The following is a 14,925-nucleotide window of genomic DNA, read 5'->3' as shown; positions in this document are numbered from 1 at the left end:
GGAGTGATAGCGTGCCGCCAGAACTTGAGCGCGGTTCCATCTACGACGACACCTGCCCGAGCTTCCAGGAGGCCATCGAGCTGGTCGGTCGCCGGTGGACGGGTTCGATCCTGGTCGCCGCCTCGCAGGGTGCCAGGAGATTCGGCGAATACCGAGCCGTGATCGACGGCATCTCCGACCGCCTGCTCTCCCAGCGGCTCAAGGAGCTAGAGCGGCAGGGCCTCATCAGGCGGACGGTGATCCCGACCACGCCCGTTCAGATCCAATACAGCCTCGCGCCCGCAGGTCATGCCTTGATCGACGCCCTGCAGCCCTTGGCCGAGTGGAGTATGCGGCGGGCCGCCCAGGCCGGTGTCACAGGCGCGGGTGCCGTGTCCGAGCCGGGTGATGCCACACGCTGACCTCCGCACACACCGACGTCGGTATCACCCCTCCGGGAACACCGGCGTGGTGTGGCGGAGACGTGCGCCGTGCGCCCCGGGAGAGGGATCCGCCCTCCTCCGGACTGCAGAACCTGTGTGCGCCCGTGCCGGACCGACTCGGCGGTCATCCACCCACGCGGGGTGACGCCCTCCGCACCGCCTTGGTTCTGAGATCCGGGCACTCACCCCACGGTGCACGACGCCGCGCTCCAGCTCGACTGCACCGTGGACACGGACGTCGCGGGCAAGGCCAAGCGCAACGCTGAGCCATCCTCGCCCCCCCGCGCCCGACGCCCTCCACGCCGGGCGCGCAGGCTCCCATCGCTGCGGTGCGGAAAGCCGGGCCGGAGGTGCCGTACGACGACGTCGCCATCTGGCGCAAGGTCTCGCCGGTCCGCGCCGCCGGAGGCTGGTGGACGAAGCCGGACGCGCCGCGCCTGGTTGCGTCCTGGCAACCAGTGGCCGTCGCCTTCCCGCCGGTGCTGCCGGCCGGTGGGAAGGTGACGTGCCGGTCAGTGACGGAGACGCACGACGTCGTCCGACAAGTGACGGGAGCCCGGGCCGCGAGCCCGGTGAGCAGCGCGGGGCGGGAACAACAGCCCAGAGGAGTAAGAGATGCTGGATATCGCCGGAGACCTCCACCGCTGGGTCGGGCGGGGGCATGACTTCGCGGTTGCCACGATCGTCTCGGTCAGCGGCAGCGCACCCCGCGAACCCGGTCCGGCCCTGGCGGTGAACGACCAGGGGACGGCCGTCGGCTCGGTCTCCGGTGGCTGTGTCGAAGGCGCGGTGTACGAGCTCTGCCGACAGGCACTGCAAGACGGCCGGACTGTCCTGGAACGCTTCGGGTGCAGCGACGAGACCGCTTTCGCCGCGGGCCTGACCTGCGGCGGAACCCTGCACATCCTGGTCACGCCGGTGCGGGACGGAGAGCCGGCGCGGGAAGTGCTCGTGTCCGTCCTGTCCGCTGTGCGCTCGGGCCGGACGATAGCCCTGGTCCGCACCGTCAGGGGCCCCGCCGAACTGATGGGCCGGCAGTTGGTCGTCAGGCCCGACGGAACGTACGAGGGAGTGCTGGACCACCGGGCGCAGCTCACCCGCATCGCGGCCGCAGGGGCACGGGCCATGATCGAGGCGGGGCGTACCGGCATCCTGGTAGTGGGGGAGACGGGACCCACTGGGCTGAGCCGCTCACCCTGCTGGTCGAGTCCAGCGCCCCACCGCCGCGCCTGATCGTCTTCGGCGCGATCGACTTCGCGGCGGCGCTGGTACGGGTGGGCAAGTTCCTCGGCTACCACGTCACCGTCTGCGACGCGCGACCCGTGTTCGCCACCGGGGCCCGCTTCCCGGAAGCAGACGAAGTGATCATCGACTGGCCGCACCGCTACCTGGAGACCGCCGAGGTCGACGAGCGCACGGTGCTGTGCGTGCTCACGCACGACGCCAAGTTCGACGTACCCCTGCTCGAACGCGCGCTGAGGCTGCCGGTGGCCCATGTGGGAGCGATGGGGTCCCGCCGCACACACGAGGACCGTCTCAAACGGCTGCGCGAAGTCGGCGTGACACAGCGCGAGCCGGACCGGCTGCGCTCGCGGATCAGTCTCGATCTCGGGGCCCGTACGCCCGAAGAGACCACCCTGTCCATCGCAGCGGAGTTCGTCGCCGATCGGCATGGCGGCACCGGCCGGCCGCTGACGGGCACGCGTACCCCCATCCATCGCGACACGGCGACCGGCGCACAGCACGCTCCGCAGCCAGCCGAGGCCGTCACCCCAAGCCGACCCCGTCCGGCGGCCTGACCGCGCTGGTCGACGGCGGCATCTCCATCCGCTCTCTCATCCCGTCCCATGCCTGATTCAGGCAGTTCTCGTCGCGGAGGCTCTGCAGGGCGCCTTGGGCGGGAGTCTTGCAGAACGGCACTAGTGGCCCAGGAAATTGGTGGAAATCTGCATCTCCCAGCCTCCCGCAGACAGCGCCCGCGTCGACAGGGCCATGATTCCGGCGTTGGCCACGAGGACGTTCAGCGGTCCACGCAAGTTGCCGGAAGGCGGCAACCGATGACCAATCAGCCAGATTGAGCGGCGCCGGCCGGACTGCACCCGCGCCGTGGAGCGTTGCGGACTCCCGGACGAGCGGCTCGGCGGCCTCCGGCCGAGGAGTGGAGACCGTCACCCGGGCACCCGCTGCCGCCGGCGCCCGGACGGTCCGCACCGAGGCCCGAAGCCGTTCCCCCTGTCTCAGGGGGACTGCTACCCGCTCAACCGTCCGGGCGGTTCACCCTGCGCAGCGGATCCGAGGTGCAGCCGATCGACGCGGCCCCGCCGTGTCCCGGGGGCTCGACCGGTGCTGCTCCCGTGTGCATTGCGGTGCTCGATACCGGCGCGATCCCACATCTGTTCGTCCGTCTCCTCGCTCGCACTGATCACCGAAGATTGACTTACAAAAAGTAAGGTACTTATCTGTCTTTTGTTCTCGAGAGGTGCTCGGCGCACTCTGGATGCACGGCGGCCGGCCGTGGACTGCGCGCCCCGGCTGGGGGGGCTGAGGCGACAGCCGGGTCACTGATCCGGTCCCGCGGCACCCACTGCCGACCCCGGCGCGTGCACTTCGTGCCGGTTCTCTCCCGTCAGCTGTTGAGGAGCATGAAATGAGTTTCCCGTTCCCCGTTCCCAGCAAGGACGACCCGCGCTGGACCGCGCGGGGCGGCGTCTTCGTCCGGCACTCCGAGGGTACCCAGCGATGGCTCGCGGGTGACACGTACACGATCAAGGTCACGGCCGAGGACACGAACGGCTCCCTCGGTTTCGCCGAGGCCGTGGTGCCGCCCGGGGCCGGTCCCGTGGCGCACAGCCACGGCAAGGAGGACGAGGCGTTCTACGTCCTGTCCGGACAGCTCGAGTTCCTCAACGGTGACGCCCTCCAGGTGGCGGGCCCGGGGGATTTCGTCTTCATCCCCCGCGGAACGCGTCACCGGTTCAAGAATGTGGGGGACAGTGACGCGAGAATGCTCTTCCTGTACACCCCGGGCGGGCACGAGGGGTTCTTCATCGAGAACGGAGACGTGCCCGAGCCTGGGAAGCAGTCACCGCCCTGGGGCCCCGAGCGCTACGCCGCCTTGGTGGACGGATTGCTCGAGCAGCATGTGACGATCCTTCCCGAGGACTAAGCTGTGTTGCCCCGTGAGGTTGGGGACGCGGCTGGCGGGTGGTTGGCTTTTCAGCGCGGTGTGTCCGCGGTGGTGATTGTAGGTGTGCAGCCGGCCGGGGAAGGCGTCGCGCCGTTCGGTCTCGGTCAGGGGGGCATTGCGGTGGGGCACGAGGGCCTTTCTGTTGGTGTAGACGTCGCACTCCACACCGAACCGGAAGGCCCTCACCCGTTCAAGATCCCCCAGTCGAGACCTGGCTCACCCGTCCACAACCTCCCGGGATAGAACACCTGTGTGAGAGCGCGTGAGACGACGAAGCCCCGTCGGCAGGCTTCGGGCGGAACTCCTGCGCGCAGTGGCTATGACGGCGTGTGGCGTTCGGTGCGAGCACCGTTGTACTCCGGCTCTCCGCTGCCAAGGACACGGAGCGAGGATTCCGTCGATGTGCAGCACATGGCGCGGGAACCGTCACGCCCGGTGAGGACCGCGGGTCGACGCGCTCCCTGCACCGTGGAGGCATCACGGTCACCGGGGTCGACCAATCCGACAGGACCGCCCGGTGGCGACGCCGGAAGGCGGACGCGATCGACGCCGCGGCCGGTGCCCGGGCAGTGTTCTCCGCCCGGGCACCGCCAGGACTTTCGAGGGCCCGGCGGAAACCGTCCGCATGTCCAAGATGGCCAGGACCCCGGCGATCCGGTCCCGCCCCCATGGTGCATCTGCTCACCGAGGCGCTGTGCGCGTCGGGGGAGGTCAGTTTCCGGTGCGTCGGCCGGTCCCCGCGTCGGACGTGTCCCGTGCCAGGTCGCCGAGCTTGCCCCGGAGGTCGTCGGCAGCCGGGTGGCCGATCTCGTCGGCGATCTTCAGGGCGTGCTGCCAGGCCAGCAGGGCCGCGTCCAGGTCGTCCGTGGCGAGGTGCGTGTCCCCCAGATGGCACAGGATCTCCGTCTCGCCGTACCGGTCGCCGAACTCGCGGTCCAGGTCGAGGGCCCGCTGGTATTGATCAGAAACGGTTTGGGTTCTGGGTCGTTGGTGGTGTGTGAACGATCTGGTGGGGAACACCCGGAACGCACGCGTGCGGTCTCAACGGCACCTGTCCGGCGGAATGCTCACACGACGTTCCAGCTGTCTTCGCCGAGCCATCCTTCGGAGTCGGTGAGTTCACCGGGGACGTCGAGGGTCGGTGTCACGATGGATTCACGGCTGGACCGCGCCACGACAGCGTAGAGCTTGAAGGAGTGCACGGCGAAGGCGTCGAGCTTCGATTTCAGCCGTGGCCCGACGGCCACGACGAAGGAATCAGGGCTCTCGCCTCCTTGAAGGGTCCACTCGATGATCCACAAGTAGGTTCGCTCTTCGCTGTGGTCCTTGAGGATCACATGGCGGTCGTCATGCAACCCCGCCCTACGGTCCGTGAACGTCCGCGCGGCAGGGACAAGTTCCTCGGCGACGAAGCGGTTGAACGCGTCCTCGTCCGCTTCAGGGCGCAGCGTGATGTGGTGAATGCAGACCGCCATGCCTTTTCCTTCCGCCGGTGCTGCGTCCGAAGACGTCCGGGTGCGGGCCGGGCTTCGGGGATCCGGCCCGAGCGACCAGGCCCCTCCTGTGTCCGGACAGGAATTCCCGGTGCGACGCCAGAGCTTCGGCTCCGGCCCTCGATCGAGACGTCACGAGTCCCTGGTTACCGTGCGGAGCGTTTCCTTCGCGTCCGGCTGGCTCTGCCGGCGATGCGATTCCCCCTCATGGGCTACACCTCCGGCTGCGAGCGGACCCCTGTGACATTTCCTGTCCGTTTCGGAACAGGATCACGCGGTGGCCGACCGCCCCCACACATGCGGTGATGCCCTGCCGGACCGCTTCCGCTCCCTGCTACTGAGGTTGAACTCGTAACGTCGCATGGCCGCTCAGGCGGGTCGGACGGTCAGTCCGGTCTCGGCGGGGCAGCCGTCCATGAGGTCGCTGCGGTACTGGATGTGCCGTAAGCCGCGGCGGATGCGCTGGACGGGGTGTGCGGAGCCCGCGGACCGCCCTCGTCCCGCGTCTGCCGCCATCGCTGCACGGAGCGGACGCTGACCCGCAGGTCCCCGGCGATCAACGAGCTCGCCTCGCCCTGGGCGAACCTCTCGGCCACCCCGAGCCGTAACCCCTCGCGGAAGTGCTGCCGTTCAGCGGTCAGCCCGCCCTGTGGACACCGCATGGGTGGAGGCCGGTGGCGGGCTCACCTGACCGGCCCCTCCGCCTGACGTCCGTCACGCGGCCGGCGTCCGGGGGTCCTGGACCGGTTTGCCGGCCGTGTTGTTCGGCCCGCCCACCGAGTTCAGGACGCTTTGCGCCTGGTTGTCGACGAACTTGGTGAACAACTGCTGGGCATAGCCGAAGACGATGGCCCAGGCGATGATCTGCGCCGACGAGTTGAGGGCCTGCAGGCCCGGGACGAACTCCCCGCGGATGAGGAGCAGCCCCAGCACCGCGGTCAGCGCGCCTGTCGGGAGCTTGAGCAGGGCCAGCGCGACCGGCACGTTGTACGGGGTGGACGTGCCCTTGATCCGCCGCAGGGACGCGGCGGCCGCCACCGCGGCGGCGATGATGCCGACGAACTCCACGACCGCGTAGTCCCAGGAAGAGGCGACCTGCGCCTGCAGCGCGTCGATGTCGCCTTCCCGGCTCCGCTCGGAGGTGTCGCTCCCGGTGGGGCAGACCACCCCCACACCCTCCGGGCTGAAACACAGCGGCACCGTGCCCGGGGCCAGCACCCCGAAGACGCCCACCAGGGCGACGATCACGGTCAGAGCGATCGCCACTCCGTAGACCACATAGGTGAAGTTGCGTACCCGCAGCCGCTCCTTCAGATGGGCCAGACGGGCCACGGCCATGCTGTCGACGACGACCTCGCGCTGCGCCGGCTCCAGAGGCGTCCCGCTGCGGACCGACAGGGCGATCTCCTCGACCCGCGCCCTCCGCGCGTCGCCGACCGGGAGGTGCTCCCGGACGAAGGCCACCAGGCCCGGCATCATCGATGTGATCTCGTCCGTCGACGACAGCCGCAGCAGAAGGTTGTGGGCCACGTCGAAGTGGGTCTGCGCGACGGTCAGGTGAGCCGCGGGCAGCCGCCGGCGATGGTGGTGGCAGAGCGTGTCCCGTGCCGCCCTCAGCTCTTCGTGGGCCTGGTCGGCCAGAGCCTGCTCCTCCCGGGGGATCTGCCCCCGCTCGGCCTTGGTCCGAAGCCGCGCCTCGAGCTCGCCGATGCGCGAGTTCAGGCTCTCCCGGAGTTCCCACAAGCCCTTCTCGGGCGTGCCCGTCCACCGGCCGCGGCGCAACCTCTCCGGTCCCGCGCCCGTCGCCGGTCGTGCGCCGTCGTCGCCGTTGTCCGTGGCCCTCGGCCCGGAGCGCCGGGCGTCGCTCGCCATGGAGCGCCTCCTCCCGTCGTTGCCGTACGGCGCCCGCGGAAGGGCGCCTTCGACCGGCGGTGCTCGTCCCCCGGTCCGCTCGGTGGCCAGGGCTTTTGCCGCCGTTCACGCCGGACGACGGTTCACCGCCCTTGTCGCCCGCGATGTCGGCGTTTCGCAGAAAGACGCCATCGGGCATGTCGTTCACGCGGTGAGGCGATCGCCGATCGAGCGGGCCACCTCGGTGTGGGCGAGATACTCGACGATGTCGTGCGCCCGTTCACGGGCGTTGACGACGGCGAGGTCCGTCGGCCCGTCGGGCCAGTCGTCGGCAAGGGGGCAGCCGATGGCCACCGGGTCCGTCGGGCACCAGGCGTTGAGCCAGTCCGCCACCTTGTCCGGGTGACCCGGTCCGCCGGACAGCAGCCGCCGGTACACGCTGTCCATGCCGAGCGGACTGCCCGCGGTGGTCAGGTGGACGACCCGCACACCGGGCGGCAGCCGGGTGAGCAGATCCATGCCGACGACCGTGCCCAGGCTGTGCGTGACGAGGACCAGTTCGCCGTCCTGGGGCACCGTCTCCAGGACGCAGTTCAGGACCTCCTCGCGTATGGTGCGGTCGTCGAGGTAGGCGGCGACATCACGGAAGACCAGGGAGATGGTCCACGCGTCGACGTCGCTGCGGGCGGCCAGCCAGTCCAGCCGCCGCCACAGGGCGCCGACCAGCGGGTCCAGGCCCAGCCCTTCGGCCCTCTCCACCCCGTCCCGCGTGCCCGGCGGCGCATACCACCTCTCGGCAGCCTCGCGGACCATCTCGTCGTACACCGCGCGGGCCCCGGGAGAACCGGGGAGCACGGCCGTCGGCGCCGTCGTGGCAGGGGAGAGGGACTCATGTCCGTCAAGGGCGTCCGCCAGCCGGTCACCGTAGAACGGGAAGCAGACGTCCGCCGGGGCGACCGTCGGCAGTCCCGCCCGGACCAGCCCCTGGTTGAGGCCGGCGGCCCAGTTCCGGCGCAGCGCCTCGGGGTTCTTGTGCTGCTGGGAGCGGCCGTGCAGGAAGACGAGGTGCCGGCCGCCGCCGAACGCGCCGTCCCGTGCCTTCAGGCCCCGGTCGTGCCGGCCGACGGCCTCCGCGGACGTCCGTTCGACGCCGGCCGTGGTGCGGACGGAGACCGCACCGGCGCGGGCGCCCGCAGGACCGGGGGCCGCCGGGGCGCCGTCGAGACCCGACTCCGGCCCCATGCCGGCCAGCAGTTCGCGCTGTGCGGGGGTGAACGGCAGGGACGCGAGGTGCTTCAGGATGACGCTGGTGCGCGCGCCCTCGTTGGACATCCAGTCCACGGCGTCCTCACCGTCGCCCGGCTGCCAGACCTGCCCGTCACGGCGTACGGGACGGCCCTGCTCGTCGGTCCTCGGCACGCCGCTGTGGTGGAGGGCGACGACCTCCCACTGGTCGTTGTAGACGGGAGAGCCCGAGTTCCCGGGCTCGGTGTCGGTGCGGTAGTGGAGGAAGTCGTCCAGGCGTACCTGCAGCGCGTTGTCGCGCACCGCGACTTCCTTCAGCCGCCCCATCGGATGGCCGACGACGTTGACCGGCTCGCCGATCACCAGCTTGCCCTGCCGCGCGCTCAGCCGGTTCCAGCCGAACGTCTCGCCGGGCGGCCTCCCGTCCGGGCCGGGCGCCACCAGCACCAGGGCGTAGTCGAGGTGCCGGTCGGCCGTGAAGAAGCCGTCGGGGTCGAACTCGAGCCGGGCCGGCGCCTGCGGCGTGTTGTCGACGGTGACCTGGGCGTCGAACTCGGCGAAGCAGCCATGGGCGGCCTCCGCGTCGGGCAGGACGTGGTGGTTGGTCATCAGCAGGTGGGGAGAGACCAGAAACCCGGTGCCCACCGGCAGTTCACGTCCGTTCTCCCGCGCCGAGATCCTCGCGACGCTGCGGGCGGCCCGGGCGCCGCGCGGCAGGAAGCTCCAGGCCTGCAGTTCCTTGGACGCCCCGAGGATCCGCTCGAACGCCTCGGGCGCGGCCAGCGGCTCGGAGCGGACGGCCTCCATCACCATCGCGGCCGGCACCGCCTGCCGCTCCAGCAGACGGGCCGTTCGCGCGGCCAGCGCCTCCGGCGAGTCGGGAAAGCCGACCCCCGCGTCCTGCCGCCGCTCGACCTCTGCCCGCTCCTGGGCGCTCTCGTCGTACCGGGCGGCCGCGGCGGCCGCCTGGCGTACCCGCTCGTCACGGAAACCGCCCGTGAGTCCCATGGTTCCCACCGTCCCGTTGTCCGAGGGCGCGGCACCGGACGAGGTGGGTGGTCGGTCCGTCGGGGTGGGAAGCACCTGTCACCGGATGCGGGACCGGGACCGGCGAGACCGTGCCTGTTCCACGCGGCTTCGCCGGGGCGGCCACCGCCCGTCCGCCCGCTGTGAAGTACCGGCCCATGGCCTGGCCGAGGGCCGCACCGGCAGGCACCTCGGACGACACCGGCGTCCGCCGCGTCGCGCACCCTCATCTCCATGATGCGCCTCATGCCGCGGCGCGACGACCGCGTCGAGGTGTCAGGCGGTGCGGAAGCGCGGCGCGTCGGGGCCGTGCGCGACCGGCGAACCGGTGCCGTCCGGCTCCCTCCGGGCCTGCGGCGGATCCGCACACGGGCCCGCACGGCGGCCGGCGAATTTCCCGTACTGCTCCACCGGACCGCCTCCCTGATTGAAGAGGTGATATTTGAACCGAATATCGAAATGTGAGGGTGATTCCCTCGCGGCCGCCGCGCACAATGGAAAGGAGGAGCCGACACGGAGGAAATCAGTCATGACCATCGCAGAACACGTGTCTCGGGTGGAGACGGATTACCTGGCCCAGTTGGACAAGGCGGCGAGGCGGTTCGACGAACGGACGGCGCGGCGGGAGGAGGCGCGGCTGACCCTCGACCGCCGGGGTGTGCTGTACGCCGACGATCCCGAGCGGGTCACCAAGCGGCTGGCGCGGCTGAACGCCGACTGGTCGCTCGCCAGGTCGGTCGAACGCGTCGAAACGGTCCCGCGGACGACCACGGGCAGCACACTGCCGCTGAGGCCGGACGCCTTCGGCGCCGATGTCCTCGGTCTGGAACGGCTGATGGGCCGCAACGACCTCACCGGCGTGGCCTTCCTCGAGGGAGGGTATCTGGCCGCCCGGTCGATCGGCCGGATCGCACTGAGGGTCCCCGGCGGAGTGCGCCACGGCACCGGATTCATGGTGTCGCCCTCGCTGCTGATGACCAACAACCACGTCCTGCGCACAGCGGACGAGGCCTCGCGTGCCGAGATCGAATTCAACTACCAGGCGGATCTCGACGGACGCCCGCTGGAGCCCGTGGTTTTCGCTCTGGAACCGCAGAAATTCTTCGCGACCGACCGGGAACTCGATTTCAGCATCGTTGCCGTCGCCGAACGGAACGAGTCGAACGCACCACTCGCCGACTTCCGCTGGCTGCCCCTGGACGGGACGGAAGGAAAGGTCGTACTCGGGGAATTCGTCAATATCATCCAGCACCCCGGCGGGGAGCCGAAGCAGCTCGCGCTGCGGGAGAACCAGGTCGTCGACGTCCTGGACCGGTTCGTCCACTACGTCACCGACACCGCTCCCGGCTCGTCGGGCTCCCCGGTCTTCAACGACCAGTGGGAGGTCGTGGCGCTGCACCACTCGGCCGTTCCGAAGACCGACGGCGACGGCCGCCTCCTCGCCGTCGACGGGTCGCTCTGGCAGGCGGACATGGGCGAGCACCGGCTGGCCTGGAAGGCCAACGAGGGCGTGCGCATCAGCAGTGTGCTCGAGGCCGTCAGCCGGCTCACCCTCACAGGCCCGGCCGCCCGGCTGAGGGACGGGCTGTTCCTCGCCCCCGGCATGGCGACGCCCGGCGTCGGCACCCCTCCGGGGCCGCCGGAGACCGTCTCCGTCGTCGACGACGCCGCCCAGCGCGACCTGAACGCGGCACTGTTCAACCTCCGGCTGGGGGAGGAGCTCGTCTACTACGACGCCCGCGCCGACGTCGCCGCACGGGACGCCTACTACGCGGGCGTGGACACCGGCGCGGGCGGCGAAGCGCTGCGCGAGACGCTGACCGAACTGCTGAAGGAGACCCACGAGCGGCGCCCGTCCTACGACCCGTCCCGGATGGTCTACCCGTGGGTCGACCTGCACCCGGACCGGCGGCTGCGCAGCGTGTACTCGGGCAAGACGTTCAGCCCGGAGGAGTTCATCCGCGCCGACATCGCCACGGAGACGGCACGGCTGCGCGGGCTCCAGGAGTTCTTGCTGCGCGAGAGCTCCGCGGGACCCGCCGAGCTGGCCGCGGAACTGGACGCCCTCGAGGCGTCGCTGCCGTTCAACTGCGAACACGTCGTGCCGCAGTCCTGGTTCCGCAAGCGCGAGCCGATGCGCGGTGACCTGCACCATCTGTTCGCGTGCGAGATCGCCTGCAACAGCTTCCGCGGCAACATCCCGTACATGGACTTCCCTCAGTTCGACGAGGTCCACCGGGAGGACTGCGGGCTGCGGGAGGGCAACGGGTTCGAACCGGAGCACCACCGGGGCGCCGTCGCCAGGGCCACCCTCTACTTCCTGCTGCGCTACCCGAAGCTCGTCGGCGACAACGAGGAGTTCACCCAGGACCGGCTGCCCATCCTCCTGGACTGGCACCAGCGGGAGCCGGCCACCGAGTACGAACTGCACCGCAACGCGGCCATCGCGGAGATACAGGGCAACCGCAACCCGTTCATAGACCACCCCGAGTGGGCGCCGGACATCGACTTCTCGGAGGTCTGGGCCTGAGCGGATGGCCGGACCGGGCAGGGCGGTGGTCGAACGCGAGGGCGAGAACGCCGAGGGCTTCCTTGGCGGGCGGGTAGATGCGGCGGAGGCCGGCGAGCAGTTCGCCGGGCGGCGCGTCCGGGTCGATGCGCGCGGTGGCCGCGCGCGGTGTCGTGTTCCCTGAGCACGTTCCGGCGGATCACGTCCTGGCCCACGATCGCGATCCCGCGGCCGTAGTGATCTCGCAGGCCCTGGGCCGCACTTGACTTGCCTGACGCCGAGTTGCCGCGGACCACCACCAGACGGGTGTCCGCACGGCCGGCCGCAGTCGCGGTGGACACACGACGGTGGGCGCCGCTCCGTGTGCCGGTCATGCGGGTCATACCTGCTCCGAAGCGGTGGGCGCGGCGGGGTGGGGGATGGCCGTGGTCGGGGCGTACTGGGCGGCCTGGGCGTCGAACATGGCGGCGTACCGACCGCGGGCGGCGATGAGTTCGGCGTGGGTGCCGTGCTCGACGAGGTGCCCGTTGTTGAGGACGTAGATGTGGTCGGCGTGGCGGACGCCCGACATGCGGTGGGTGACCAGGACGACGGCCCGGTTCGGTGCGGCGAGGCGGCGGATGCGGTCGAAGGCTTCGATCTCGGCTTCGGGGTCGAGGGCGGAGGTCGGCTCGTCGACGATGAGGACGCCGTCCGCCTGTGAGGTGGAACTGCGCCAGTGCGTGCGGGCCAGGCCGACTTTCTGCCATTCGCCGCCGGACAGTTCGATGGCGCCGCGGAACACGCGGGCCAGCAGACTGCGCAGTCCTTCGGGGAGTTTGGCGATGACGGGGCCGGCGACGGCGTAGTCGACCGAGGGCTTCAGATCGTCGTCCGTGGCGGGGTGGCCGGGGCGGCCGAGGCGGATGTTCATCGCGGCGGTCATGGGCCAGCGCTGGAAGTCTTGGGTGAGCAGGGAGACCCGCTCGAAGACCTGGGCCCGGTCGAGGCCGGTGAGATCCGCCTCGCCCCAGCGCAGTGTGCCGGAGGCGGGCAGCAGCATGCCCGAGAGGATCTTCATCAGGGTGCTCTTGCCGGAACCGTTCTCGCCCACCACGGCGGTGACCGATCCCATCGGCAGGGTCAGGGACACCCCGTCCAGGGCGGCCGTGTCCCGGTCGGGGTAGCGGTAGGTCACCCGGTCCAGAACGATCTCCTCGACCCGTTCCGGTACGGGCGCCCCGCCGGTGGGCAGCGTCCGCCGGCCGGCCTCGGTGAGGAAGCGGCCGTGGTCGCGGACGTAGAGGCTCTCCTCGTGGAGCTGGTTGATGTTCATGACCAGCGCGCCCAGGCTCGCCGAGCCGGTGCGTACGGCGATGACGGCGGTCCCGGCGACGGCGAGGCTCATGTGCCCGGCCATGATCAGCCAGAACATGGCGCCGTAGGTCGCGGCCATGGCCAGGCCGGACAGCGCGGAGGCCACCCACTCGGTCAGCGCCTTGCTGGAGGCGAGGCGTTCCTGCTCGGCTTCGGCGCTCTCGGCCATGCGCTCGTAGCGGCTGAGGAGGAAGGGACCGACCGCGTGGAGGCGGACCTCCTGCGCGGCGCTGCGTTCGGTGAGCAGGTTGCCGATCAGGCGGCCGGCCCGCACGTGCTCGATCCAGCTCATCACCGACACATAGCGTTCCTGGGCCACGCGCATGGCGCCCCAGCCGCGCGGGGCGGCGATGAGGATCAGCATGGGCAGCAGCACCGGGTGCAGTACGGCCAGAACGCCGGCGGTGGTGATCAGGGAGATGAGGCCGTTCAGCGCGGCGACACAGGAGCTGATCATGCGGCGGGCGGAGCCGGGACCGTGCTGGGCGATGTCGACGAGCCGCCGGAAGTCGGGGTCGTCGATGGCCTCCAGTTCGACCTTGGCCGCGGCGGCCAGGTACTGGGTGGTGGCGATCCGCTCCACCTTGGGCTCCAGTCGCCCGGCGCGGGACGTGGACCAGGCGGAGAGGGCGGAGTTGACGACGCCGATGAGCGCGGCGGCCAGGAGGCCGGGCAGCAGGGCGTGCAGCCGGTCGGCGGCGCTGCCGCTGCCGGCGAGGAGGGCGTGCATGACGGCGTTGACGGCGAGCAGGCCGGCAGCAGCGGCGATGCCCTGGCCGATCTCGCTGATTCCGACGGAGAGCAGGGCACGCCGGTCGGCCTGCCAGGCCATGCGCAGCGTGGCGCCGACGAGCGCGGGCATGGAGCGCAGCGCCGACATCATGGTCAGGTCCAAGGTCGCGTGCTCGTGCCGGGACCATCCCATGTCGTAGCGCAGGGGACCGCCGAACAGTTCGTGTTCGGCGTCGGAGACCTGCGGGTCGGCCATCGTGACCGGTCCGAAGAACCTTTTCACCGGGCGCCTCCCGCGGGCCGGTCGGTGGCCCGGTAGGACGGGCCGTGGGTGAGCATGTGGAAGGTCGTGGTGGTGCAGGGGTGGCAGTCGAGTGACGGTCTTTCCCTCGGCACCCGGAAGAGCCCTTCGTGCTTGTCCGGCTCGGCGTTGTACGGCTCACCCGTCCACGACCGGGTCACGGACACGGTGTTGATCCGGTCCGGTCCGCTGCCGGGCTCGTGGTGGTGCATGAGACCGCAGGACTCCTGCTGCTCCGCGCTGATGACGACCCCCGCCTCCTTCTTCGCCTCGCGCCGCGCGGCGTCCGCCGTGCGGCGCACGCACAGGGCGGCGCCGTTGGACCGGAGCAGGACCTGGGCGGCATCGGTGATCAGCAGGTGAGGCTCCTCGCTCACGGACGGCCCTCCCGCACCGGGCGTTCGACGGCGCCTCGGCCCCTCGCGGCCACGAGGACATCACCGTGCCGGAGACCGTAGGCAAGAGCGCTCGCGGCATCGAACGCAGCGAACGCTCTCAGCACCCCGTCAGCCGCGACGGGCTGACGGCCGTACCCCTTGTCCGGATGTGCCGGCTTCAGCGGGATGGTGGCGCGAGTCATGCCAGGTACCGCGTACCCGGTCGTGACCCACGGGTGGGCAGGGCGTTGCGGTCGGTGGCGGAGTGCAGAGGGGTGCCCGAGGTGCCGGTGGTGTTTTCGAACGCGGGAGGAACGAGCGCAGGAAGGTGTACGGGATTCATGAGGGCTCCTCGGGGTGCGATGCGGACTGGTGATCGGATAACGACGGTTCTCGTATCCCCGTAACGGGTGGAGACGGGCGAAA

Annotated in this window: 10 protein-coding genes and 3 pseudogenes; 5 read left to right on the top strand and 8 right to left on the bottom strand. The window is 70.6% G+C overall.

The window, feature by feature from the left end; translation table 11 throughout:
- Positions 1-11: 11 nt before the first annotated feature.
- The 3 genes and pseudogenes from ACF1DX_RS16580 (at position 12) to ACF1DX_RS16570 (ending at position 3,588) form a co-directional block, all read left to right on the top strand.
- Entirely contained in the window at positions 12-401 is a 390-nt protein-coding gene (locus tag ACF1DX_RS16580) for a winged helix-turn-helix transcriptional regulator (protein WP_391791877.1), read from the top strand.
- Between the two features lie 636 nt (positions 402-1,037).
- Positions 1,038-2,221 (top strand): annotated as a pseudogene (locus tag ACF1DX_RS16575) (XdhC family protein).
- A gap of 848 nt (positions 2,222-3,069) precedes the next feature.
- Positions 3,070-3,588 carry a quercetin 2,3-dioxygenase gene (locus ACF1DX_RS16570; RefSeq protein ID WP_391791876.1) on the top strand — a complete coding sequence of 173 codons (519 nt, stop codon included), beginning with the start codon at positions 3,070-3,072 and terminating at the stop codon, positions 3,586-3,588.
- Here ACF1DX_RS16570 and ACF1DX_RS16565 read toward each other — a convergent pair.
- The 6 genes and pseudogenes from ACF1DX_RS16565 to ACF1DX_RS16540 form a co-directional block, all read right to left on the bottom strand.
- A pseudogene (locus tag ACF1DX_RS16565) lies at positions 3,589-3,687 on the bottom strand (IS481 family transposase); the annotation flags it as partial.
- A gap of 633 nt (positions 3,688-4,320) precedes the next feature.
- Positions 4,321-4,629: a hypothetical protein gene (locus tag ACF1DX_RS16560; protein ID WP_391791875.1), complete on the bottom strand. Its 309-nt coding sequence runs from the start codon at positions 4,627-4,629 to the stop codon at positions 4,321-4,323.
- A 47-nt stretch (positions 4,630-4,676) separates the two neighbouring features.
- Positions 4,677-5,084: a hypothetical protein gene (locus tag ACF1DX_RS16555; RefSeq protein WP_391791874.1), complete on the bottom strand. Its 408-nt coding sequence runs from the start codon at positions 5,082-5,084 to the stop codon at positions 4,677-4,679.
- 387 nt (positions 5,085-5,471) lie between these two features.
- Positions 5,472-5,576 (bottom strand): annotated as a pseudogene (locus tag ACF1DX_RS16550) (IS630 family transposase); the annotation flags it as partial.
- Positions 5,577-5,816: 240 nt separating this feature from the next.
- A complete protein-coding gene (locus tag ACF1DX_RS16545; RefSeq protein WP_391791873.1) occupies positions 5,817-6,974 on the bottom strand; it encodes a hypothetical protein in 1,158 nt (385 codons plus the stop codon).
- Positions 6,975-7,157: 183 nt separating this feature from the next.
- Positions 7,158-9,206, bottom strand: a complete 2,049-nt coding sequence (locus tag ACF1DX_RS16540; RefSeq protein WP_391791872.1) for a trypsin-like peptidase domain-containing protein — start codon at positions 9,204-9,206, stop codon at positions 7,158-7,160.
- Between the two features lie 252 nt (positions 9,207-9,458).
- Between ACF1DX_RS16540 and ACF1DX_RS16535 the strand changes: the two genes are divergently transcribed.
- Positions 9,459-9,689 (top strand): hypothetical protein, encoded by a 231-nt coding sequence (locus ACF1DX_RS16535; RefSeq protein WP_391791871.1) that lies wholly within the window; start codon positions 9,459-9,461, stop codon positions 9,687-9,689.
- A 64-nt stretch (positions 9,690-9,753) separates the two neighbouring features.
- Positions 9,754-11,754, top strand: a complete 2,001-nt coding sequence (locus ACF1DX_RS16530) for an endonuclease (protein ID WP_391791870.1) — start codon at positions 9,754-9,756, stop codon at positions 11,752-11,754.
- Positions 11,755-12,112: 358 nt separating this feature from the next.
- On the opposite strand, the gene ACF1DX_RS16525 is transcribed toward ACF1DX_RS16530, so the two are convergent.
- Complete coding sequence (locus ACF1DX_RS16525; protein WP_391791869.1) at positions 12,113-14,104, bottom strand: ABC transporter ATP-binding protein; 1,992 nt, start codon at positions 14,102-14,104, stop codon at positions 12,113-12,115.
- A complete protein-coding gene (locus tag ACF1DX_RS16520) occupies positions 14,101-14,499 on the bottom strand; it encodes an NUDIX hydrolase (protein ID WP_391791868.1) in 399 nt (132 codons plus the stop codon). The genes ACF1DX_RS16525 and ACF1DX_RS16520 overlap by 4 nt, the downstream gene beginning before the upstream one ends.
- Positions 14,500-14,925 lie beyond the last annotated feature (426 nt).

Origin of the sequence: Streptomyces sp. NPDC014676 (assembly GCF_043084105.1) — a bacterium.
Classification (GTDB): Bacteria; Actinomycetota; Actinomycetes; order Streptomycetales; family Streptomycetaceae; genus Streptomyces.
This window is presented reverse-complemented; position numbering and strand designations above follow the sequence as displayed.